Origin of the sequence: Burkholderia sp. AU33423 (genome assembly GCF_002223135.1) — a bacterium.
In the GTDB taxonomy this organism is placed as follows: domain Bacteria; phylum Pseudomonadota; class Gammaproteobacteria; order Burkholderiales; family Burkholderiaceae; genus Burkholderia; species Burkholderia lata_D.
The window spans coordinates 1,869,043-1,891,355 of the sequence record NZ_NKFH01000007.1; the positions used below are offsets into that span (position 1 = coordinate 1,869,043).

General features: G+C 69.9%; 16 protein-coding genes. 8 read left to right on the plus strand and 8 right to left on the minus strand.

Annotated features, from left to right (window positions below; all coding sequences use genetic code 11):
- Nucleotides 1-15: 15 nt before the first annotated feature.
- From CFB50_RS27040 to CFB50_RS27055, 4 genes are read right to left on the minus strand one after another with little or no spacing between them, the layout of a single operon-like run.
- Entirely contained in the window at nucleotides 16-4,203 is a 4,188-nt protein-coding gene (locus tag CFB50_RS27040; RefSeq protein ID WP_089447821.1) for a bifunctional nitrate reductase/sulfite reductase flavoprotein subunit alpha, read from the minus strand.
- A gap of 16 nt (nucleotides 4,204-4,219) precedes the next feature.
- Nucleotides 4,220-4,567, minus strand: coding sequence for a nitrite reductase small subunit NirD (gene nirD / locus CFB50_RS27045; protein WP_069251750.1), 348 nt, complete (start codon nucleotides 4,565-4,567; stop codon nucleotides 4,220-4,222).
- A 38-nt stretch (nucleotides 4,568-4,605) separates the two neighbouring features.
- Nucleotides 4,606-7,203: a nitrite reductase large subunit NirB gene (gene nirB, locus CFB50_RS27050; protein ID WP_089447822.1), complete on the minus strand. Its 2,598-nt coding sequence runs from the start codon at nucleotides 7,201-7,203 to the stop codon at nucleotides 4,606-4,608.
- A 21-nt stretch (nucleotides 7,204-7,224) separates the two neighbouring features.
- The gene (locus CFB50_RS27055) at nucleotides 7,225-8,550 is read right to left on the minus strand and encodes an MFS transporter (protein WP_089447823.1); all 1,326 of its coding nucleotides are present in this window, start codon (nucleotides 8,548-8,550) and stop codon (nucleotides 7,225-7,227) included.
- Nucleotides 8,551-9,214: 664 nt separating this feature from the next.
- On the opposite strand from CFB50_RS27055, the gene cobA reads away from it, so the two are divergent.
- The 7 genes from cobA to CFB50_RS27095 all read left to right on the plus strand — a co-directional run bounded on the left by cobA (nucleotide 9,215) and on the right by CFB50_RS27095 (nucleotide 15,259).
- Nucleotides 9,215-9,985: a uroporphyrinogen-III C-methyltransferase gene (gene cobA, locus CFB50_RS27065; RefSeq protein WP_089448434.1), complete on the plus strand. Its 771-nt coding sequence runs from the start codon at nucleotides 9,215-9,217 to the stop codon at nucleotides 9,983-9,985.
- 156 nt (nucleotides 9,986-10,141) lie between these two features.
- A complete protein-coding gene (locus tag CFB50_RS27070) occupies nucleotides 10,142-10,738 on the plus strand; it encodes an ANTAR domain-containing response regulator (RefSeq protein ID WP_089447824.1) in 597 nt (198 codons plus the stop codon).
- A 5-nt stretch (nucleotides 10,739-10,743) separates the two neighbouring features.
- The gene (locus tag CFB50_RS27075) at nucleotides 10,744-11,796 is read left to right on the plus strand and encodes a CmpA/NrtA family ABC transporter substrate-binding protein (protein ID WP_089447825.1); all 1,053 of its coding nucleotides are present in this window, start codon (nucleotides 10,744-10,746) and stop codon (nucleotides 11,794-11,796) included.
- A 122-nt stretch (nucleotides 11,797-11,918) separates the two neighbouring features.
- Entirely contained in the window at nucleotides 11,919-12,515 is a 597-nt protein-coding gene (locus tag CFB50_RS27080) for a uracil-DNA glycosylase family protein (protein ID WP_089447826.1), read from the plus strand.
- 64 nt (nucleotides 12,516-12,579) lie between these two features.
- Entirely contained in the window at nucleotides 12,580-13,374 is a 795-nt protein-coding gene (locus tag CFB50_RS27085) for a YkgJ family cysteine cluster protein (RefSeq protein ID WP_089447827.1), read from the plus strand.
- Nucleotides 13,375-13,493: 119 nt separating this feature from the next.
- A complete protein-coding gene (locus CFB50_RS27090; protein ID WP_089448435.1) occupies nucleotides 13,494-14,435 on the plus strand; it encodes a helix-turn-helix transcriptional regulator in 942 nt (313 codons plus the stop codon).
- A 125-nt stretch (nucleotides 14,436-14,560) separates the two neighbouring features.
- The gene (locus CFB50_RS27095) at nucleotides 14,561-15,259 is read left to right on the plus strand and encodes a fumarylacetoacetate hydrolase family protein (protein ID WP_089447828.1); all 699 of its coding nucleotides are present in this window, start codon (nucleotides 14,561-14,563) and stop codon (nucleotides 15,257-15,259) included.
- 69 nt (nucleotides 15,260-15,328) lie between these two features.
- Here the strand turns inward: CFB50_RS27095 and CFB50_RS27100 are convergent, their stop codons facing one another.
- The 4 genes from CFB50_RS27100 to pdxR all read right to left on the minus strand — a co-directional run bounded on the left by CFB50_RS27100 (nucleotide 15,329) and on the right by pdxR (nucleotide 20,907).
- The gene (locus tag CFB50_RS27100) at nucleotides 15,329-15,868 is read right to left on the minus strand and encodes a DUF4303 domain-containing protein (RefSeq protein WP_089447829.1); all 540 of its coding nucleotides are present in this window, start codon (nucleotides 15,866-15,868) and stop codon (nucleotides 15,329-15,331) included.
- 148 nt (nucleotides 15,869-16,016) lie between these two features.
- The gene (locus CFB50_RS27105) at nucleotides 16,017-17,228 is read right to left on the minus strand and encodes an MFS transporter (RefSeq protein ID WP_089447830.1); all 1,212 of its coding nucleotides are present in this window, start codon (nucleotides 17,226-17,228) and stop codon (nucleotides 16,017-16,019) included.
- A 227-nt stretch (nucleotides 17,229-17,455) separates the two neighbouring features.
- Nucleotides 17,456-19,033, minus strand: coding sequence for a trypsin-like peptidase domain-containing protein (locus CFB50_RS27110; RefSeq protein WP_089447831.1), 1,578 nt, complete (start codon nucleotides 19,031-19,033; stop codon nucleotides 17,456-17,458).
- Nucleotides 19,034-19,434: 401 nt separating this feature from the next.
- Nucleotides 19,435-20,907 carry a MocR-like pyridoxine biosynthesis transcription factor PdxR gene (pdxR, locus tag CFB50_RS27115; RefSeq protein WP_089447832.1) on the minus strand — a complete coding sequence of 491 codons (1,473 nt, stop codon included), beginning with the start codon at nucleotides 20,905-20,907 and terminating at the stop codon, nucleotides 19,435-19,437.
- A gap of 202 nt (nucleotides 20,908-21,109) precedes the next feature.
- Here pdxR and CFB50_RS27120 point away from each other — a divergent pair, with 202 nt between their 5' ends.
- Complete coding sequence (locus CFB50_RS27120) at nucleotides 21,110-22,312, plus strand: GNAT family N-acetyltransferase (RefSeq protein WP_089447833.1); 1,203 nt, start codon at nucleotides 21,110-21,112, stop codon at nucleotides 22,310-22,312.
- Nucleotide 22,313: the final 1 nt, after the last annotated feature.

Genomic DNA, 22,313 nt, shown 5'->3' on the forward strand with positions numbered 1-22,313 from the left:
CGCCGCTCCGCGTGTTCAGTAAACGTCCCGCATGTAGCGCCGTGCCTTCGAAAGCCGCGCGACGTAGTCGTTCGCAGCTTCATCCGACATGCCGCCGTGCTCGGCGACCACCGCCTTCAGCGCCGTATCGACGTCCTTCGCCATCCGCGCGGCATCGCCGCACACGTAGAAGTGCGCGCCTTCCTCCAGCCACGCGAACAGCTCGGCGCCCTGCTCGCGCATCCGGTCCTGCACGTAGATCTTGTCGGCCTGGTCGCGCGAGAACGCGAGATCGAGCCGCGTCAGGAAGCCGCTGTCGTGCATCGCGCTCAGCTCGTCGCCGTAGTAGAAGTCGGTCTGCGCGTGCTGCTCGCCGAAGAACAGCCAGTTGCGCCCGCGCGCGCCGCGCGCCTGCCGCTCGTGCAGGAAGCCGCGGAACGGCGCGACGCCGGTACCGGGGCCGACCATCACGATCGGCACGTCGCCGTTCACCGGCGGCCGGAAATGCGCGGACTTCTGCACGAACACGGGCACGCGGCCGTCGTCCGCGCGATCGGCGAGGAACGTCGACGCGACACCTTTGCGCGCGCGCCGGCCGTTGTGATAGCGCACGGCCGAGACGGTCAGGTGGATCTCGCCCTGGTGCGCGCTCGGGCTCGACGCGATCGAATAGAGGCGCGGCTGCATGCGCTTGAGCATCCCGACCAGCTCCGTGCCCGACAGCTCGATCGGAAACTCGTGCAGCACGTCCGCGAGCTGCTGCCCCCACAGCCATTGCTTCAGGTCGCCCTTGCGATCGTCGCCCAGCAGCGACTTCAGCGCGCCGTTCGCGCTGCGCGACGCGATGAAGGCGAGTGTGTCCGGATGCGGGCGCGTGATGTCGAAGTGGCGTGCAAGCGCATCGCCGAGGCGCATGTCGCCGACGCCCGCCACCGACACCGGCGCATCGGCCTTCAGCGCGGTGACGGACAGCAGTTCGTCGACCAGCTCCGGGCAGTTGGTCGGCCACACGCCGAGCGCGTCGCCGGTTTCGTATTCGAGGTTCGCGCCTTCGGTCGACAGCGACACGTAGCGCGTGTCCTTCGCCGCGCCCGGACGGTTCAGCCGCAGGTTCGCGACGAGCTTCGACGGCGCCGGATGCGCCTTCGTCGGCAGCAGCCCAGACGGGCTCATCCCGCCGGTCGGCACCGCGTGCAGCGCGGCATCGGCCTCCTTGATCCGCGCGACGACGCGTTCAAGCCACTGGTCGGCGTCGCGCTGGAATTCGACGTCGCAATCGACGCGTGCGCAGAGACGCGCCGCGCCGAGTTCCGCGAGCCGCGCGTCAAGACGGCGGCCGTGGCCGCAGAACTGGTCGTAGTTGCGATCGCCGAACGCGAGCACCGCGAAGTGCACGCCGTCGAGTCGCGCGGCGCTGCCGGCCTGCAGTGCTTCCCAGAATTCGCTGCCGTTGTCGGGCGCATCGCCGTCGCCGAACGTGCTCGTCATCAGCAGCACGTATTGCGCGCCGGCGAGCGACGCCGCCGGATAGTCGGACATGCACGCGGTGCGGATCTCGAAGCCCGCGTTCATCAGCTGCGTCGCGTAATCCTCGGTCAACGATTCGATGTTGCCGGTCTGCGACGCCCACAGCAGCACGACCTTCGGCCGCGTGCGCACGATCCGCACGCCGCCGGACGCGCCGGCATCGGCCGTCGGCGCGGGCGCCGCGGCACCCGGCACGCTCGCCGGCAGCGAGCGGCTGAACAGCCCAGCCAGCATCCCGTCGAGCCAGAACCGCACCGGCGGCGTAAGCGGCGCGGCAGCGGGCAGCACGGGCACGCTGCCCGCGCGCCGGCCGGCGCTCGCCTTCAGCCCGCTGACGAGGCCGGCCACGTACAGCCGTTCGGTGTCCGTCAACGGCGGCGGCGCGAGGTCGGCCACGCCGAGCGCGGCCGCGAAAGTGTCGATGTCTGCCATGTCGGATTCCTGTGAAGCAGTCGCCTGCACCCGCGCCGGCGCGGGCTGCACGTCGTCGGCGCGGGCATCGGGTTGCGCGGTCTCTTCATCGACGGACGCGAACGCATCGGTCTCGACGCGCCGCAGCGCGACCGCGCAGTATTTCAGTTCGGGTTGCTGAGATTCGGGATCGATCTCGTCGTTCGTCACCGCGTTGATGCACAGGTCGTCGCCGTACACGTCGTTCCAGTGCATCGGCGCGAAGCAGTTGCCGCGCCGCACGCGCTCGGTCACGACGGCCGGCAGCACCGCGCGGCCGCGCGCCGAGCGGATCTCGACGCTGTCTTTCGCAGCGATGCCGAGCGCGCTCGCATCGTCCGGATGCAGCTCGACGAACGGGCGCGGGTTGAGCTTGTTCAGCATCGCGACCTTGCCCGTCTTCGTCATCGTGTGCCATTGATGCTGCAGCCGCCCGGTGTTCAGCACGATCGGGAACGTGTCGTCGGGCAGCTCGGCCGGATCGACGTGCGGCCGCGCGAAGAAGCGCGCCTTGCCCGACGGCGTCGGGAACGCGAGGCGCGGCGCGTCGTGGCCGTCGGCGGCCGGACGCAGCGTCTGGCTCACGCCGTCGTTCAGGTAGCGGATCGGGTGCCGCTCGCGCGCGGTGCCCGGCGCGACCGGCCACTGCACGGGCCCGTCGCGCAGCGCCGCATGGCTCGCGCCGCGCAGGTCATAGCCGGTCGCCGGATTCGAGAAGCGCACGATCTCGTCGAACACGTCGGCCGCGGACGCATAGTCGAACGCATCGCCGAAACCCATCGCACGCGCGACTTCCGCGACGATGCGCCAGTCGGGCAGCGCGTCACCGGGCGGCGCGACCGCCGCGCGCATCAGCGTCATGTTGCGCTCGGAGTTGATCATCACGCCGTCGCCCTCGGCCCACAGCGCGCCGGGCAGCAGGATGTCCGCATAGCGGTTGGTCTCGGTGTCGAGGAACGCGTCCTGCGCGATCACGAGCTCGGCGGCCTGCAACCCGGCGATCACGTTCTGCCGGTTCGGCACCGTCGCGACCGGGTTCGTGCAGATGATCCAGCACGCCTTGATGTCGCCGGCCGCCATTCGCGAGAACAGGTCCACCGTGCCTTGCCCGGCCTCCTTGCGCAGCGTGCCGGCCGGCACGCGCCACAGGTTCTCGACGAAACGGCGGTCGTCGTCGGAGGCCACCGAGCGCTGGCCCGGCAACCCGGGGCCCATGTAGCCCATCTCGCGCCCGCCCATCGCGTTCGGCTGGCCGGTCAGCGAGAACGGCCCGCTGCCGGGGCGGCAGATCTTGCCCGTCGCGAGATGCAGGTTGCAGATCGTATTGGTGTTCCACACGCCGTGCGTGCTCTGGTTGAGCCCCATCGTCCAGCAGCTCATCCACTCCTGCGCTTCGCCGATCCATTGCGCGGCCGTGCGCAGGTCGGCTTCCGCGAGCCCGGTGATGTCGGCGACACGCTCGGGCGTGTAGTCGGCGAGAAACGCGGGCATCGCGTCCCAGCCTTCGGTGTATGCATCGATGAACGCGGCATCGGTGCGGCCGTTCGCATGCAGCAGATGCAACAGCCCGTTGGTCAGCGCGAGATCGGTGCCCGGCCGGATCTGCAGGAACAGGTCCGCCTTGTCGGCCGTGCCGGTGCGGCGCGGATCGACGACGATCAGCTTCGCGCCGGCCTTCACGCGATCCATCATCCGCAGGAACAGGATCGGATGACAGTCGGCCATGTTCGCGCCGATCACGAAGAACAGGTTCGCGCGATCGAAATCCTGGTACGACCCGGGCGGGCCGTCCGCGCCGAGCGACTGCTTGTAGCCGGTGCCCGCGCTCGCCATGCACAGGCGCGAGTTCGACTCGATGTTCTGGGTGCCGACGAAGCCCTTCGCGAGCTTGTTGACGAGGTATTGCGCCTCGATCGACATCTGCCCCGATACGTAGAACGACAGCGCATCGGGCCCGTGCGCGTCGAGCACCGCGCGCAGGCGGCGCGCGGTGTCGGCGATCGCGTCGCGGGCCGGCAGCGGCACCAGGTCGTCCTCGCGCGCCCGGCGCACGAACGCGCGGTCGAGCCGCCCCGAGCGGCGCAGCGCGACGTGCGCCGACGAACCCTTCGTGCACAGCCGCCCGAAGTTGGTCGGATGGTCGGCGTCGCCGGACACCTTGACGACTTCGCCTTCCTCGACGTGCAGCACCATCCCGCAGCCGACGCCGCAGTAAGGGCACACACTCTTGACGGGGGTGGCGGTCATGCGCGCTCCGGGGCGGTCAGGCTGCGATCCACACGAAGCCGTCCTCGACCCGCGACGGATACGCACTCACCGACTGCTCGGGCGCCTCGAGGCATTCGCCGGTGCGCAGGTCGAAGTGCTGCTTGTACAGCGGCGACGCGACGACGACGCGCTCGCCGAGGCTGCCGATCAGCCCGCGCGACATCACGGCCGCCTGCGAGACCGGATCGACGTTGTCGATCGCGAACACGCCGCCGACTTCGGCATGCGCGACGTGAAAAACCGCGACCTGCTCGCCGTTGACGAGGGCACACACGCCGGTGTTCGGCACGATGTCGTCGAGCGGGCACACACGGGTCCAGGACAGCGGAAGACGATCGTTCATGATGGGCTCCTTGGAAAAGACGCGGGTGTCGGTCAGGGTCAAACGGTGGCGGGTTCGGCTGCGGCTTGCGTCACGCCTTCGGCCACGACGGGAATCGGCACGGGCTTGCCGCCCGTGCGTTCGCCGGGCGTCGCGGGTCGGATCTGGCCGCGCGTCTCGACGAATTCGATGGTCGTGTCGGGCGCGTCGCTGTTCACGAAGTGGCGGAAGCGCTTGCGCGTGTCGGGGTCGGTCACGGCCTTCTTCCATTCGCACTCGTAGGTGTCGACCACGTGCTGCATGTCGGCTTCGAGTTCGGCGCCGATCCCGAGCCGGTCGTGCACGACGACGTCGACCAGGTAGTCGAGGCCGCCTTCGAGGTTGTCGCGCCACACGCTGGTGCGCTGCAGCCGGTCGGCGGTGCGCACGTAGAACATCAGGAGACGGTCGATGTAGCGAATCAGCGTCGGGCGGTCGAGATCGGACGCGAGCAGTTCCGCGTGGCGCGGCTTCATCCCGCCGTTGCCGCACACGTACAGGTTCCAGCCCTTCTCGGTCGCGATGATGCCGACGTCCTTGCCCTGTGCTTCCGCACACTCGCGCGTGCAGCCGGACACGCCGAACTTGATCTTGTGCGGCGCGCGCAGCCCCTTGTAGCGGTTCTCCAGGTCGATCGCGAGGCCGACCGAATCGTCGACGCCGTAGCGGCACCACGTCGAGCCGACGCACGACTTCACGGTGCGCAGCGCCTTGCCGTAGGCGTGGCCCGATTCGAAGCCGGCCGCGATCAGTTCTTCCCAGATCGAAGGCAGCTGCTCGACGCGTGCGCCGAACAGGTCGACGCGCTGGCCGCCGGTGATCTTCGTGTACAAGCCATACTTTTTCGCGACCTGGCCCACCGCGATCAGCCCTTCCGGCGTGACTTCGCCGCCCGGCATGCGCGGCACCACCGAATACGTGCCGTCGCGCTGGATGTTCGCGAGGTAGTAGTCGTTCGAATCCTGCAGCCCGGCGTGCTCCTTCTTCAGCACGAATTCGTTGAAGCACGACGCGAGAATGCCCGCCACCGCCGGCTTGCATACGTCGCAGCCGAGGCCGTGGCCGTGCTTCGCGAGCAGTTCGTCGAAGGTCGTGATGCGCTCGACGCGGATCAGATGGAACAACTCCTGGCGCGAATGCGGGAAGTGTTCGCACAGATGGTTGTTGACCGCGAGGCCCTGCTTCTTCATCTCGGCCTTCATGATCTGCGTGACGAGCGGCACGCAGCCGCCGCACGACGTGCCGGCGCCCGTGCACGTCTTCAGCGCGCCGAGGCTCGTCGCACCGTCGGCAACGGCCGTGCAGATCTGCGACTTCGACACGTTGTTGCATGAGCAGATCTGGGCGGACGCAGGCAGCGCCTCGACGCCGATCGCCGGCTTCGCGACGCCGTCCGACGACGGCAGGATCAGGAATTCCGGCGATTCCGGCAGCTCGATCCGGTTCAGCATCATCTGCAGCAGCGTGCCGTACTCGGCTGCATCGCCAACCATCACCGCGCCGTACAGGAACTTGCCGCAGTCGGACACCACGAGCTTCTTGTAGACCTGGCGGCGCTCGTCCGCGTACTGATAGGTGCGGCTGCCGGCCGTCGTGCCGTGCGCGTCGCCGATGCTCGCGACGTCCACGCCCATCAGCTTCAGCTTCGTGCTCATGTCGGCGCCGGCGAATGCAGCCTCGGCTGCGCTGTTCGCATCGCCGCAAAGCTGCTTCGCGACCACGCGCGCCATGTCGTAGCCCGGCGCGACGAGACCGTACACCATGCCGTTCCAGGCCGCGCATTCGCCGATCGCGTAGATGTCGGCGTCGCTCGTGCGGCACGCATCGTCGATCGCGACGCCGCCGCGCGGGCCGATGTCCAGACCGCATGCGCGGGCCAGTTCGTCGCGGGCGCGGATGCCGGCCGAGAACACGATCATGTCGGCGTCGAGGTGCGAGCCGTCGGCGAACGCCATCCGGTGCGTGCCTTCCTCGCCATCGACGATCTCGAGCGTGTTCTTGCCCGTATGCACGGTCACGCCGAGCGCCTCGATCTTCGCGCGCAGCATCCGGCCGCCGCCGTCGTCGACCTGCACGGCCATCAGCCGCGGCGCGAATTCGACGACGTGCGTGTCGAGCCCCATGTCGCGCAGCGCCTTCGCGCATTCGAGGCCGAGCAGCCCGCCGCCGATCACGACACCGCGCTTCGCGTGCATGCCGCACGCCTGCATCGCTTCGAGATCCTCGATCGTCCGGTACACGAAGCAGCCGTCACGATCGTGCCCCGGCATCGGCGGCACGAACGGGCGCGAACCCGTCGCGAGCACCAGCTTGTCGTACGCGAGCGTTTCGCCGGACACGAGCGTGACCGTGTGCGCGGCGCGGTCGATCGACGCGACTGGCGCGTTCATCCGCAGGTCGAACTGCGGATGACGTTCGAAGAAGCCGGGTTCGACGAGCGACAGGTCGTCCGCCGACTTGCCCGCGAAGAATTCGGACAGGTGCACGCGGTCGTAGGCCGGGCGCGGCTCCTCGCCGAGCACCGTGACCTGCGGCGCGCCCGCGGCGCCCGCTTCCGCCGCGACGCACTCGAGGAGCTTGTGGCCGACCATGCCGTGGCCGATGACGATGAGTTTCATGGTGACGTTTCCTTCGGTCGATCAGTTCGCGACGCCGCTGGCAGCCAGCGCACGGTCGCGCAGCTCGGCTTCGCGCGCCTTGTGTTCTTCGCTGAAGCGCACGGCCATCGCGCACAGCGCGGTCGCGGTGACGGCCAGGCCGAGCAGGCTCAGCGTGTGCTGCACGTCGCCGACACCCTTCAGCAGAAAGCTCGCGGCCACCGCGCCGACGTTGCCGCCCGCGCCGACGATCCCCGCGACGCCGCCGAGTGCCTTGCGGTCGATGAACGGCACCAGCGCGTAGGTCGCGCCGCAGGCCATGTGCGTGAAGAGGCCGAAGGCGAGCATCGCGACGAGTGCGATGCCGACGCTTTGCGCATGCGAGAACCAGATCAGCCCGAGCCCTTCGCCGACGATCAGCGCGCACAGCAGCGTCGCGCGCACGTCGAGGCTGCGGCGCGCGGCGATCTTGTCGGACAGCCAGCCGCCGAGCGCGCGGGCGAACAGCGCGAGCAGCCCGAACAGGCCGACCGCAAACCCGGCGTCCTTCAGCGACAGGCTGAAGTGATCGACGTAGTACAGCGCGGCGATGTTGTGGATGAACACCTCGACGCCGAAGCACGCGCCGTACGTGACGAACAGCATCCACACGCGATAGTTGCCGCAGGCCGCGAAGAAGCTCGCCCAGCCGCCCTTCTTGCCGCTGTCGACCGTCACGCCTGCCTTGCGCAGCGCGATGATGTCGCCTTGCGGGCAATCCTGCGTGAAGCGCCAGTACGCCCAGGCCATCACGAGCATCGCGACGCCCGGCACGACCAGCGCGATGCGCCACGACGAATCCTCGCCGAAGCCGAGCATCAGGCCGGCGGCGACGAGCAGCGGCATCAGCGCCTGCGTGGCGCCTGCGCCGGCGTTACCCCAGCCGGCCGTCGTCGCGTTCGCGGTGCCGACCACGTTCGGCGCGAACATCACCGACGTGTGGTACTGCGTGATCACGAAGCCCGCGCCGATCGCGCCGATGCCGAGCCGGCAGATCAGGAACGACAGGTAGTCGTGCGTGAACGACACCGCGAACACGGGAATCGCGCCGAGCAGCAGCAGGCCGACGTACACGCGGCGCGGGCCGAAGCGGTCGCACAGCGGGCCGACCAGCAGCCGCACGGCGATCGTCGCGGCCACGGCCGCGATGTTGATGTTCGCGACCTGCGCCGCGGTCAGGTGGAATTCGCGTGCGATCAGCGGCATCAGCGGCGCGCACGCGAACCACGCGAAGAAGCACACGAAGAACGCCATCCACGTCAGGTGGAACGCGCGCATCGGCGCGGTGCGGAAGCTGAAGAGATCGATACGGGTAGCTTTGTCGGTCATGTCATCCGCCAAACGAAAAACGGCGTCCTGCGCACTGGTCTCGTCGAGACCCGATGCGTAGGACGCCGTTGCCCATGAAGCCCGTTGCCGGGCGCGTCGGTAATCGGTACTGCCGGACGAATCGCCATTGATCCGCCCGCAGCTCGTCACGCAAACGCCGTGCCATGTTGCTGCGAATCGAGCCCCCAGCCCCGCCACGCAAGGCGCATCGGGCGTCGTGCGACGAGCGGCGCCACGCGGCCCACGATGCGCCGTGAGGCAGCGAGGCACAGATGTGGTGCGCTGCAGCACTGTCGCCGTGCGACATCGCGGTGCGCGCTGACGGCGCACGATGCACGCCGACGCGGCATTGCGGCTGCCCGCGCGCGGCGGCTGCACACATGCACGGGCCAGCGCGCGGCGCGGCGCGCGCCGTTCCCGCCGCGCCGGCGCAACCTGTCATGCCGGTTGGCCCGGATATTGCTGAATCCGCTGCATGACACCGGCAACGGCGCCGGTGGGCGGTCCCCGCAAACCATGCCCGTCATTCAGGCGGGCCGATCAGGACAACGGCGTCCTTCCGTGCGCGGCACGGCCGGATGCCGGTGCGTTTCGACCGCCCGCCGCCGCCGCGCAAGACACACGCGCTTTCGACCGCTGCATGCAGGCGGCACTGGAACACGACATGACGACAGGCAAAGTCACGCTGCTGGGCGCCGGCCCCGGCGATCCCGATCTCCTCACGCTGAAGGCCGTGAAGGCACTGGCCGCTGCCGACGTGCTGCTGCTCGACGATCTCGTCGCGCCCGGCATCGTCGAACTCGCGCCGCAGGCACGCGTGATCCGCGTCGGCAAGCGCGGCGGCTGCCGCTCCACGCCGCAGGCATTCATCGAGAAGCTGATGCGCCGCTACGCGCTGCGCGGCGCGCACGTGGTGCGCGTGAAAGGCGGCGATGCGCTGCTGTTCGGGCGCGCCGGCGAAGAACTCACGACGCTGCACGCCGCCGCGATTCCGGTCGAGATCGTCAACGGCATCTCGGCGGGCTTCGCGGCCGCCGCGAGCCTCGGCATCTCGCTCACGCACCGCGCGCATTGCCACGGCGTCACGTTCGTCACCGCGCATCGTCAGGACCACGGCGAGCCCGACTGGGCGCGTCTCGCGGCGACCGGCACCACGCTCGCGATCTACATGGGCATGAGCCGCGTCGACAGCATTGCCGCCGGCCTGCTCACCGTGCTGCCGCCCTCGACGCCGGCCGCGGCCGTGCAATGGGCCGGCACGCCCGACGAACGCCGCTGGACCGGCACGCTCGGCGGTCTCGCGCGCGGCATCGACGCAGCGCGGCTCGGCAGCCCGGCCGTGATCCTCGTCGGCGGCGCGATCGGCGAAGCAGCCGTGCAGCACGTGCCGGACGCGGGCGCCGCGATCGAACCGGCCTTGTCCCGGGCCGCGTAGCATGCGCGACGCCACGCGGCACCGGCCGCCCACCCATCATGAAGACGGCGGCACCGGCCGCCGGCCCGCCGTACGCGGCACCGACACGATGTCCGGACGGGGCCGCCGCCCCCGATCCGCCCATCGCGCCACGCTTTCGCCGCCGCCGTTCGCGTCATGAGTACGTCTGCTTCTTCCTCCCGCCTGCGCGTGCTGCTCGTCACCGACACCGACAAGCCGATCGGCGAGCTCGGCGATGCGCTCGCGCACCTCGGCTACGAGATGCTGAACGACGTCGCGACGCCCGCACGCCTGCCGGCCGCCGTCGAGGAGCAGCATCCCGACGTCGTGATCATCGATACCGATTCGCCATCACGCGACACGCTCGAGCAGCTTGCCGTGATGCACGCCACCGCGCCGCGCCCCGTGCTGATGTTCAGCCATGACGCCAACCAGTCGCTGATCCGCGCGGCGGTCGGCGCGGGCGTCAGCGCGTATCTCGTCGAAGGGCTGTCGGCCGAGCGCCTCGCGCCGATTCTCGAAGTCGCGCTCGCCCGCTTCTCGCACGACGACGCGCTGCGCCGCCGGCTGGCCGACGTCGAGCGCGAGCTCGCGGAGCGCAAGCTGATCGACCGCGCGAAGCGCCTGCTGATGGATGAGCGCAGGCTGTCCGAACACGACGCATACGCGGCGCTGCGCAAGCGCGCGATGGACCAGGGCCTGCGCATCGTCGACGTCGCGCGGCAATTGCTCGACGCGTCACCCCAGTCATGACTGCCATGGATACCTCCTCTCCCGCCGCGCCGGAACGCGCGCATCTTCGCCTCGGGTTCGTCGCGCTGAGCGACGCGGCCCCGCTGATCGTCGCGCAGCGCCTGAACCTCGGCAAACGGCACGGCCTCACGCTCGAACTCAGCCGCCAGCCGTCGTGGGCCACCGTGCGCGACAAGCTGCTGAGCGGCGAGCTCGACGCCGCGCATGCGCTGTACGGGCTCGTCTGCGGATTGCAGCTCGGCATCGGCGGCCCGCAGGCCGACATGGCCGCGCTGATGGTGCTGAACCGCAACGGCCAGGCGATCTCGTTGTCGCGCGGCCTCGCCGACGCGTATCGCGCCAGCGGCAGCGTGCGCGACGCGTTCGCGACGCTCGGCCGCAAGCCGCTCCTTGCCCAGACGTTCCCGACCGGCACGCACGCGATGTGGCTGAACCACTGGCTCGCGTCGCACGACGTCGATCCGCTGCGCGACGTGCGCAGCGTCGTGATCCCGCCGCCCGAGATGGTGGCCGCGCTCGCCGGCGGCGAACTCGACGGCTTCTGCGCCGGCGAGCCGTGGCATGCGGTGGCCGAGGCTTGCGGCGCGGGGCGGACCGTTGCGGTCACGAGCGAGATCTGGCCCGATCATCCGGAGAAGGTGCTGGCGGCCCGGCGCGATTTCGTCTCGCTGTATCCGGCCACGGCCCGCGCGCTGATCCGCACGCTCGTCGATGCCTGCGCCTGGCTCGACAGCGCCGCGCACCGTCGCGAGGCGGCCGACTGGCTCGCGTCGCCCGATGCGCTCGGCGTACCGGCCCGGCTGATCGCGCCGCGCCTGCTCGGCGACTACGGCTCGGGCCCGTTCGCCGTGCCGCCGCTGCCGATCCGCTTCCACGACGGCGGCGCCGTGAACCGCCCCGATCCGCGCGAAGGCGAGTGGTTCCTGTCCCAATACCGGCGCTGGGGCATGCTCGACGGTGCGCATGACGACGCGGGGATCGCCCGGGCGATCGCGCAAACCGCGTTGTATGATGCTGCCGTCGCCGAAAGCGGCGCACCGGGCCTGTCGCAGGCTTGATGCGCACCGCGTGATGCAGGCGGCGCGCGCTCCCGCGCCATGCCTGTCCGGGCCGCCTGCCGGCGCCCGGCACGCGGCCCCCGGGTGACGCCGCATGACCACTCCGTCCCCGATCAGATTCGATGCCGAAACCCACGCGCGCGCCGCTCGACGTGCTGCTCACCGAAATCCGCGCGTGCCGTGTCTGCGAAGCCGACCTGCCGCTCGGCCCGCGCCCTGTCGTGCGGGCCCATCGCGACGCGCGCATCCTGATCGTCGGGCAGGCGCCGGGGGCACGCGTCCATGCGAGCGGCACCCCGTGGGACGACGCGAGCGGCAAGCGGCTGCGCGGCTGGCTCGACGTCGACGCCGACACGTTCTACGACGAGACACGCTTCGCGATCGTGCCGATGGGCTTCTGCTACCCGGGCCGCGGCGCAAGCGGCGACAACCCGCCTCGCCCCGAATGCGCGCCACTGTGGATCGACCGGCTGCTCGCCGAGTTGCCGTCGATCCGGCTCACGCTGCTGATCGGCCAGTACGCGCAGCGGCATTTCCTGCGCGAGTCGCGCAAGGCCACGCTGACCGACACCGTGCACGCGTGGCGCGACTATGGCCCCGACGTGTTGCCGCTGCCGCATCCGTCGCCGCGCAACCAGGCGTGGTTCAAGCACCACCCGTGGTTCGACACCGAGGTCGTGCCCGAGCTGCGGCGCCGGGTCGCGCCGCTGATCGCCTGATAAACGCAACCACCGACATGTCGCGGCGCGTCGCGACATCCCCGTTATCCGTATCGAATCAAGCATGAACGACACCCCCACCGACCTCGACTTTGCCTGCAACGGCTGCGGCGGATGCTGCCGCGACCTGCGCATTCCGCTGACGATCGACGAGGCCATTGCGTGGCTGCAGCGCGGCGGCCACGTGGAGCTGCTGTGTGATGCGATCCCCTGGCTCGTCGAGCCCGAGCCCGACAACGCGTTCGCCGCGTACAAGCGCGTGCGCTCGACTGCCGCGCTCAGCGGCTCGCTGCCGGTCCGCATCACGGTCATGCTCATCGCGACCCATGCCGGGCCATGCCCGAACCTGCTCGACGACCTGCGCTGCGCGATCTACGACGCGCGCCCGCTCGTGTGCCGGATCTATCCGGCCGAAGTGAATCCGTTCGTGCCGCTGGTGCCGGACGGCAAGCAATGCACGCCCGACGCGTGGCAGCAGGCGCCGTTCGTCCGCGGCGGCACGATCGTCGACGCGGCCACCCGCGAGAACATCGCGCGCTCGCGTGCGGCGAGCGAAGCCGAGACGCCGCTGCGGGCACGGTTGTGCGCGGCATTGGGGATCGATACGGCGGCGGTCGCCAACGAAGGGTTCGCGGTCCATGCGCCGCCGGCCGCCGCGCTGCTCGCCGCGCTGACGGCTTTGACGGCGCAGCGCGCGTCGGAATCGGCCCCGGCCAGCGCCGACGATGCCATCGCGTGGACACTGGTATCGAACCGTACGTCGACGCTGGATGCGCTCGTGTCGGTCGGCGCGGCAAGCCAGCGAGCCGGTAGCGGCAGCCCGCACGCCCGTTATCTCGGCTTCCATCCGGACGAATGATCGCCGCGCGGCACGCCTCGAGCGACACCGGGCAAAGCCGCACGGCCGCACGGATCGCCGCCGCGCCCGGTTCGCTGTACCATCGCGGCTCAACCGCGTCACAAACAGCAGAATCCTTCATGCCCTCCATCGCCCCGCCGCGCCTGTACGGGATGCCCGAACGCAGCGACCGGCTCGACTTCTACATCCGCGACCAGGCGTCGCGCCAGGCGATCACCGAGCCGCACCGGCACGCGTATTTCCAGATCCAGTTCAATCTCGGCGGCGACACCGAGCAGCGGATCGGCGGCGTCACGCGGCCGTTTCCGCGCGGCGCGCTCGCGTTCGTGCTGCCGCACCGCGAGCACCTGATCCCGCATCCCGAAGGCGCGCACTTCATCGTGATCAACTTCAGCCAGGCGTTCCTGCGCGCCGATCTGGACGTCGATCCGCTCGATCTCGAGGACGTGCCCGCGCACCGCTTTCCCGAGCTGACCCCATTCCGCTTCCAGGAACACCTCGACTTCATCCTGACCGGCGACACCTATGAAGAAGCGCGCCGCCTCGCGCTGTGCATGCTCGACACCGATCGCGTGCGCACGTTCGGCTCGACCACGTTGCTGCGCGGCTACCTGCTGCAACTGATCGGGCTCGTCTGCACGCAGTACGCGGGCGCGCTGGACAAGCTCGCGCAGCGCGGCGCCCAGCGCGCGGGCCGGCGCGACGCGCTCGCGCGCGTGCTGCGCCACGTGCGCGCCAACCTGACCCGCGAGGACCTGACGCTCGCCGCGACCGCCGAGGCCGCGTTCCTGTCGCCCAACTACCTCGCGCACCTGGTCCGCAAGGAAACCGGCAGCACCTTCACCGATCTCGTGACCGAGCGCCGGATCGCGCTCGCGCAGTCGCTGCTGGCCCATACCAGCCGGCGCATCGCGGATATCGCGCGCTCGGTCGGCTTCCGCGACGAAGGCTATTTCGCGCGGCGCTTCCGCGCGCGGGTCGGCGTGTCGCCGAAGGCATACCGCGACGCGAACGCCGCGCTGCCGGGCGGCGACGACACACCGGCGGCGGCCGACGCGTAGTTTTGTCCCGGTAAAACGCAGTTGCGTCGCATCCGGCCGCACGGGCGTCGGGTATCGTTGCACGCATGCCGGCCCGTGCACAGCACGGGCGCGGCATCCGTCTTATCACCGAACGAGGCCATCCGATGTCCGCTTATGTCATCGACGCTGCCGAGCGTCCTTCCGTCGAAGTCGACCAGTCGTCCGCGCGCTTTCCGGTGCGCCGCGTCTTCTGCGTCGGCCGCAACTACGCCGACCACGCGCGCGAAATGGGCGCCGATCCCGACCGCGAACCGCCGTTCTTCTTCACGAAGCCGGCCGACGCGATCGTCCCGGCCAGCGGCACCGTCGCCTATCCGCCGCTGACGAACGACCTTCATCATGAAATCGAGCTGGTCGTCGCGATCGGCAAGGACGGCCGGTCGATCGACCCGGCCGACGCGCTGTCGCACGTGTGGGGCTATGGCGTCGGCGTCGACCTCACGCGCCGTGACCTGCAGGCCGAAGCGAAGAAGCTGAGCCGTCCGTGGGACTGGGCGAAAGGCTTCGATGCATCAGGCCCCGTGACCCCGCTGCGCGAGGCAGCGGCCACCGGCCACCCGGCGACGGGCCGCATCTGGCTCGCGGTCAACGGCGACACGCGCCAGCAAGGCGACCTGGCCGACATGATCTGGGCCGTGCCCGACGTCATCGCGTATGTGTCGCGCTCGGTCGAGCTGAAGGCCGGCGACCTGATCTTCACCGGCACGCCGGCGGGTGTCGGCGCGCTGCAGCCTGGCGATCGCGTCACGGGCGGCGTCGATGGCGTCGCGACGTTCGAATTCGTCGTGGGCGCGAAGCCGTAAGCCATAAACCGACACGCAGCACGCATGGCGGCGCCTGCCCGGGGCCGCCGTGCGATGTCCCGATTTCGGTCAGTCGTAGCGGCGCAGGAATGCGTCGGCGACGGCCGGCGGATTCAGCGCCTTCGCCGATTCGTTTTCCAGCGCCTCGGCCGCATCGTCGTCGCTGATCGACACGAACAGCGTGATCGCCGCCCTTTCGTCGCCCGTGCCGAACAGGCCTTCGCGGTCGAGCAGGCGCAACGCCGCGATCATGTCGGCGTGCAGTTGCCGCGCATGTTCCGGGAATCTCGAGCGGACGAACTGCGGGCTCAGCACGTCATCGGCGAGCTTGCCGCAGATCGCATTGAACGGCGATGCTTCCGCCGCCGCGTACGCCCATTCGGAAAAACCCCACGCATACCACGGGTCGTCGTCCGGGACGGCCTGTTGCTCGCGGATCCGGCGCAGCCCCTCGACCGAATTGGCCGCCGGCACCACCGTCATCGCGCCGCTGTCGGTATACAGCGCGAACGCATAGAAATGCTCGTCCGGATGTTGCGCCCGCAACGCCCTGAATGTCGCTCTCGCGGCGTCGGCAATGTCTCGCTGGAAATCAGAAAAGTCGCTCATCGCATCCTCGTCCAGTCGCCCTTCTCGCGTCCGAGCATGCCCGGCGCGCGGCGGGTTCGTCGTCTCCCGATAATCGATCGATTGTCCGCCAATCGTCCACGGCACGGTAGCAGTGCCAGCCCCCATGCCCGATGCCGCGCGTCTGCGTTCACCGCCCCGCGTCCCGCGCATCGAACACCCGCACGCAGACGGCCGCCGCCAGTGCGATCGCGGCCGATAGCAGCATCATCGCGAGCGGCGCATAGCCCGCGTTGCCGGCCGTCAGCACCGCCCCCGTCAGCGACGAAAGCGCGGCACCGCCGGCAATCGTCATCGCGCCCGCCAGCCCCGACGCGCTGCCCGCCAGTTCCGAGCGCACCGACACCGCACCGGCATGCGCCCCGGGATTGGTCAGTCCGTTGCCGATGCCGACCAGCACGCATGGGCCAAACCATGCGATCGCCTGCGTCGCCCCACCGCACATCAGCGCGAGGCCGATCAACGGCCCCGCGCACGCGACCACCCGTCCGAACAGGATCGTCGTGGCCAGCGCGTAGCGGCGCGCGTAACGCGCGGCCAGGAAGCTGCCGCACACGAAGCCGGCCGTGATGGTCCCCATGTAGAAGCCGATCTCCGCCGGCGCGATGCCGAACACCGTTTGCGCGGCGAGCGGCGCGCCGGCCAGGAACGCGTAGAACGCGCCGGTCGAAAACGCCATGCAGAGCGCATAGGCCCAGAACCGGCGCGCGCGGAGCAGCGCCGGATACGCGCGAAGCTGCTGCCCGAGGCTCGACGACCGGTTCGCATGGGTTTCGACGAGATCGAACGCACACCAGACGAACAGCGCGATGCCCGCCGCGCCGAGCAGCCAGAAGCTCGCGCGCCAGCCCAACGCCTGATCGAGTGCGCCGCCGAGCGTCGGGCCGAGCATCGGCGCGAACGCGGCCGCCATCGCCGCATAGCCGATCCGGCTCGCCGCGTGCGTGCCGCCGCCGGTATCCCGGATCGTCGCCATCGATACCGGATAGACCGACGTGATCGCCGCCTGCATCAGCCGGCATGCCAGGAATGCGCGAATATCGGTCGCCATCGCGCAGCCGAGCGATCCGAGCGCGAACACGCCGACGCTCGCCATGACGACCGGCCGCCGCCCGAACCGGTCCGACAGCGGCCCCATCACGAACTCCAGCGACGCGGCCACCGCCGCGTAACCGCCGAGCGACAGCGCGACGAGCGCATAGTCGGCGCGCAGGTCGCGCGCGATAGCGGGCAGCGACGGCAGGAACAGGCTCAGCGGCAGCACCGAGCACGCACACAGCAGGATCAGCGTCGCGAGTCTCGGCGACGCCCGTTCGGAAGCGATCGGCAGGTTCGATTGCAAGTGGATGCCCTCCGCGCACGTGCCGCACGGCCGTGCGCAATGCAAAAAAAAGCCCCCGAACGAGTCGGGGGCGCATGGGTGCCGGCGCGGTGCCGCTACCGGACCCTGCGCCTGTGGACGACTACGATGAAGCGTGCTGCTTTCATGCCGGATGGCTCCTGATGACCTGGCTGACCGGGTGCGATATCGGACGATGGTAGGCGGACGCTGCCGAGCGCGTCAACGCCCTAACGCGCACGCACCGACACGAATTTGCGGGCGTTGTTGCGCTGGATCAGCACCGCGATCACGCTGCCGTTCGCTTCGAGCGCCGGTATGTCATCGGGCGTCTCGAGCAGCGTGTCGTTGAGCTCCAGCACGACATCGCCCGGCTGGATGCCGGCCTTGGCTGCCGGGCCGTGCACCGCGTCCACCATCATCCCGACCGCGAGCCCGGTCGAGCGGCGCTCGTCGTCGCTGAGCGCATGCATCGTCAGCCCGAGGCGGTCGCCGCCGTCGGCCGCCGCTGCTCCCGCCCCCGGTCGTGCAGCCGCCTTCGGCGCGGCCATGCCGACGGTCGCACCCGCGTTGCCGGCGGCCTCGTCGGCGGCCGTGATCGTCAGCATCACCGGCGCGCGGTTGCGGATCAGCCGCAGCGGCGCCTTCTGGCCCGGCGGCAGCGCGGCGGCCAGGTCGTTCAGTTCGGCCGAGCGGCCGATCGTCCTGTCGCCCAGCTTCACGATCACGTCGCCGGGCTTCACACCGGCCGCGGCGGCCGGTGAGCCGGGCGCGACGCCGTTGACGAGCGCACCCGCCGGACGCGGCAGCCCGAACGCCGCGGCCAGCCCGATGCCGACATCCTGCACGTCGACGCCGATTGCATTGCCGGACGACGACTCGCCCGGCGCCTGGGACTGCTGCGCCTGTGCCTGCGCCTGCATCTGCTTCTGCAGTTGCGCACGCACCTTTGCGGCAAACGCGATCGGGATCGCGAACGTCGTGCTCGCATAGCGGTCGCTGCCCGTATAGACCTGCACCGCGATGCCGATCACGTCGCCCGCGCGATTGAACACGGGGCCACCGGAGTTGTCGGGGTTCGGCGCGATGTCGGTTTCGAAGAACGGAAACGCGCCGCCGTCCGGCAGCCGGTGCGACGTCGCGCTGACGATGCCGGCCGTGACCGTGTTGCCCGACCCGTCCGGCGCGCCGATCGTCATCACCGGCTCGCCCGCGCGTACCTTCGACGAATCGCCGATGCGCACGAACGGCAGCTTCTTCCCGTCGATCCGTAGCACCGCGACGTCGCTTTGCGGGTCGACGGCCAGCACCGTCGCCTTGAATTCGCGGCGGTCGGTGAGCCGTACCGTCACGTCGGTCGCTTCGTCGACCACATGCGCCGACGTGAGGATCAGGCCGTCGGCGCTGACGATGAAACCCGAGCCGCTGCCCGATACCGCGCGCGGCAACATCTCGGGTGCCTGTACCTGTGCCGGTGCGCCTTGTGCCGACGGCGGTACGTCGTGCCTGAAGAACGCGGCGAGTGGATCGTCGGTATCGAGGATCGCGAACGACGGGCCGCTCGCCTGCTGGTCGGGAGCGGCGGTCATGATGGTCACGACCGCCGGGCCGTAGCGGTCGACGATCGCCGGAAAATCGACCGGTATCGCGTAAGGCGCGGCAGCCGGCCGTTGCTTCATCGGGTGCGGCGTGACAGGCGGCGAGAGCGTTCCGGCAAGGGCGGCCGGCGGGGCCTGCAAACAGCCGGCGAACACGCCCCCGATCAACGCGGTGCGAAGCACGGCGCGAGCAAGCGTCTGGCGAACCACAGTGCACCTCCCCCGGGAGTCACGGCGCCGACATGCGCGAGACGCGCAGGCGCTCGACAAGGCCCGGTACACCCATCCATTTATAGTCCACGCGGCCTGTTCGAACATACGAATCGAAACCCGAATGCCGGGCGGCGCGGCAAGTGCGGAGCCGCGACGGCGTTCGTTTCGAACAAAGTGCGCGTTTCGTCAATCCGCACAAGTCCGATTGTCATCCGTCGCACGAGAGCGTCCGGCTCCTGTAGCGAAAGCAGCCGGCGCAACAACAGTCATCACCGATCCCGTTCGAATATTCATGACTCGATTCTCCTGTCGGGATTCCGAGGCGAAAGCGAAATCGATACGGTCGCGGAAATCACCGGCGACGGGTGATGTATCCCGGGCGCTCGGACGCCCCCACATCACGCCCCACCCACCCGCTCCGCGATCGCCGACAGCATCCGCAACATCGGCTCGAACGCGTCGGCCGACGTATTGCCGAAACCGAGCACGAGCCCGTTACCCGCCGAGGCCGCATCGATCGAAAAACCCGACAGCGGGAACGGCCCGATGCCGTGCGCACGCGCGGCGTCGACGATCGCGCGATCGCGGTAGCGCGCCGGCAGCCGCAGCGCGAGATGCAGCCCGCACGGCCCGCCCTCGATCTGATGCGGCACGCTCAGGTTGCCGTCCAGCGCGGCGAGCAGCAACCGCCGCCGGTCGCGATACAGCCGGCGCATGCGGCCGAGATGGCGGCCGTACTCGCCCGTCTCGATGAAATCGGCCAGCGCGAGCTGCACGTGGCGCGTCCCGCCGCGCAGCATCTCTGGCAGCACCGGCCGCACCGCGGCCAGCAGCGCGTCGGGCAGCACGAGAAAACCGATCCGCAGCGCCGGAAACATCGTCTTGCTGAACGAGCCGAGATAGACGACGGGCGAATCGGGCGCGAGCCCGTGCATCGCGCCGATCGGCTCGCCGGTATGACGGAATTCGCTGTCGTAGTCGTCCTCGATGATCCACGCGCGATGCCGGCGCGCGGCATCGATCAGCGCGAGCCGGCGCGAGATTGACAGCACGGCGCCGGTCGGGAACTGGTTCGACGGCGTCGTATAGACGAGGCGCGGCGTCCGCTCGCGCCAGTCGTCCTCGTCGGTGCGCAGCCCTTCCGCGTCGACCGGCATCGGCACGACGTCGAGGTCGGCCGCCTGCATCGCGGTGCGCGCGCCGCGATAGCCGGGCTCCTCGACCCACACCGTGTCGCCCGGGTTCGTCAGCAACTGCGCGCACAGCGCAATCGCGCCCTGTGCGCCTTCCGTGATCACGATCTGCTCGGGATCGCAGCGCACGCCGCGCGTCACGGCCAGGTGGCGCGCGATCGATTCGCGCAGCGCGGGCTCGCCGAGCGGGTCGCCATAGCCGAGCAGGTCGCGGCCGGCGCGGCGCAGCGCGCGGTCGATCGCGTGACGCCACGCGTCCGCCGGGAAATGCGTCAGCGCGGGCACGCCCGGCCGGAAGCCCTCGGATTCGCCGGTGCCGATGCGGCTCGGGCGAATCCGGCCGAGCCGCTGCGCGACGGCCGGCGGCGCGGCACGCCGGCGCGGCGGCGCCGGCCTCGACAGCCCGACCACACGCGTACCGCGGCGGTCGGACTGCAGGAAACCTTCGGCGACGAGCTGCTCGTAGACGGCGGCCGTCGTGTTGCGCGACACGCCGAGCGTTTCGGCCAGCGCGCGCGTGCCGGGCAACCGCGTGCCGGCCGGCATCGCGCCGCCGAGAATCGCGTCGCGCACGCGGCGCAGCAACTGGCGCTGCAGCGAAGGCGCGCCCGGCGTGCGCGCCAGCGGCGCGTCGAGCGGCAACAACGGCGCATCGCCGGAAGGAAGGACAGTCGTCATCGGAACATCGCAGCGTGAAAATGTCGGAACGTGGCGCACGGCTAGTGGCGCACGGCGAGTGAGCGACGGCTCGCGGTTCGGCCCCCGAAATTCGTGGCACCATAAATTTGCCAATCTCTGGCGCTTCTCATGGTACCTCGTCGCGACTACGATCATCTGCATGCCGGCATGTCGCCGGCCGCCAACCGAAGCGAGATCGACCTTGTCCACGCTCACCAACGCTTTCCAGCAACCCATCGGCCACCCCGTTCCCGACTGGTCCGCACGTCCGCGCCCGGAGCGCATCGTGCTCGAAGGCCGCTACTGCCGGCTCGAACCGCTCGACGCCGAGCGCCACGCGGCCGACCTCCACGCCGCCTACTCGCAGGCGCCGGACGGCAGCGACTGGACCTATCTCGCACACGGCCCGTACGCCGACGAATCGAGCTACCGCGACTACGCACGTACCGCGCAGGCGAGCCCGGATCCGCTGCACTACACGGTGATCGACCGCGCCACCGGCCGTGCGGTCGGCACGCTCGCGCTGATGCGCATCGATCCGGCCAACGGCGTGATCGAGGTCGGCTCCGTCACGTTCTCGCCGCTGCTCAAGCGCACGCCCGTTTCGACGGAAGCGCAGTTCCTGCTGATGAAGTACGCGTTCGACACGCTCGGCTACCGCCGTTACGAATGGAAGTGCGACGACCTGAACATCCCGTCGCGCAAGGCCGCCGCACGGCTCGGCTTCCGCTACGAAGGCACGTTCCGGCAGGCGATCATCTACCGCGGCCGCAATCGCGACACCGCGTGGTTCTCGATCATCGACGGCGAATGGCCCGATGTGCGCGCCGCGTTCGACGCGTGGCTCGCACCGGAAAACTTCGACGCGCAGGGCGGGCAACGCCAGTCGCTCACCGCGATCCGCCACGCGCAGGCACGCGCGCGCGATGCGGCCAGCCGCGCGAACGACGCGACGCGCGTCACGGTGCGCCCGCTCGTCGCCGCCGACGAAGCCGCGTGGCGCCCGCTGTGGCAGGGCTATCAGAAGTTCTACGACACCGCGCTGAGCGACGCGGTGTTCGCGACGACGTGGGGCCGCCTGATGGATCCGGCGGAGCCGATGTTCGTGCTCGGCGCATTCGACGCATCGGGTACGCTGGTCGGGATCGTGCATTCGATCTACCACCGCTCGTGCTGGACCGAAGGGCCGTACTGCTACCTGCAGGACCTGTACACCGCGCCCGACGCACGCGGGCAAGGCGCAGGCGGCGCGCTGATCGAGGCCGTGTACGAACATGCCCGTGAAGCGGGCGCGAGCCGTGTGTACTGGCTCACGCACGAAACCAACACGACGGCACGCGCGCTGTACGACAAGCTCGCGAACAACGCCGGGTTCATCCAGTACCGGCACGACGTGAAGAAGTAAC

Bases quoted from the DNA above. Each gene is read 5' to 3' on its own strand.
- CFB50_RS27040 (WP_089447821.1), bottom strand. From the start codon at position 4,203: ATGACCGCCACCCCCGTCAAGAGTGTGTGCCCTTACTGCGGCGTCGGC.
- nirD (WP_069251750.1), bottom strand. From the start codon at position 4,567: ATGAACGATCGTCTTCCGCTGTCCTGGACCCGTGTGTGCCCGCTCGAC.
- nirB (WP_089447822.1), bottom strand. From the start codon at position 7,203: ATGAAACTCATCGTCATCGGCCACGGCATGGTCGGCCACAAGCTCCTC.
- CFB50_RS27055 (WP_089447823.1), bottom strand. From the start codon at position 8,550: ATGACCGACAAAGCTACCCGTATCGATCTCTTCAGCTTCCGCACCGCG.
- cobA (WP_089448434.1), top strand. From the start codon at position 9,215: ATGACGACAGGCAAAGTCACGCTGCTGGGCGCCGGCCCCGGCGATCCC.
- CFB50_RS27070 (WP_089447824.1), top strand. From the start codon at position 10,142: ATGAGTACGTCTGCTTCTTCCTCCCGCCTGCGCGTGCTGCTCGTCACC.
- CFB50_RS27075 (WP_089447825.1), top strand. From the start codon at position 10,744: ATGGATACCTCCTCTCCCGCCGCGCCGGAACGCGCGCATCTTCGCCTC.
- CFB50_RS27080 (WP_089447826.1), top strand. From the start codon at position 11,919: ATGCCGAAACCCACGCGCGCGCCGCTCGACGTGCTGCTCACCGAAATC.
- CFB50_RS27085 (WP_089447827.1), top strand. From the start codon at position 12,580: ATGAACGACACCCCCACCGACCTCGACTTTGCCTGCAACGGCTGCGGC.
- CFB50_RS27090 (WP_089448435.1), top strand. From the start codon at position 13,494: ATGCCCTCCATCGCCCCGCCGCGCCTGTACGGGATGCCCGAACGCAGC.
- CFB50_RS27095 (WP_089447828.1), top strand. From the start codon at position 14,561: ATGTCCGCTTATGTCATCGACGCTGCCGAGCGTCCTTCCGTCGAAGTC.
- CFB50_RS27100 (WP_089447829.1), bottom strand. From the start codon at position 15,868: ATGAGCGACTTTTCTGATTTCCAGCGAGACATTGCCGACGCCGCGAGA.
- pdxR (WP_089447832.1), bottom strand. From the start codon at position 20,907: ATGACGACTGTCCTTCCTTCCGGCGATGCGCCGTTGTTGCCGCTCGAC.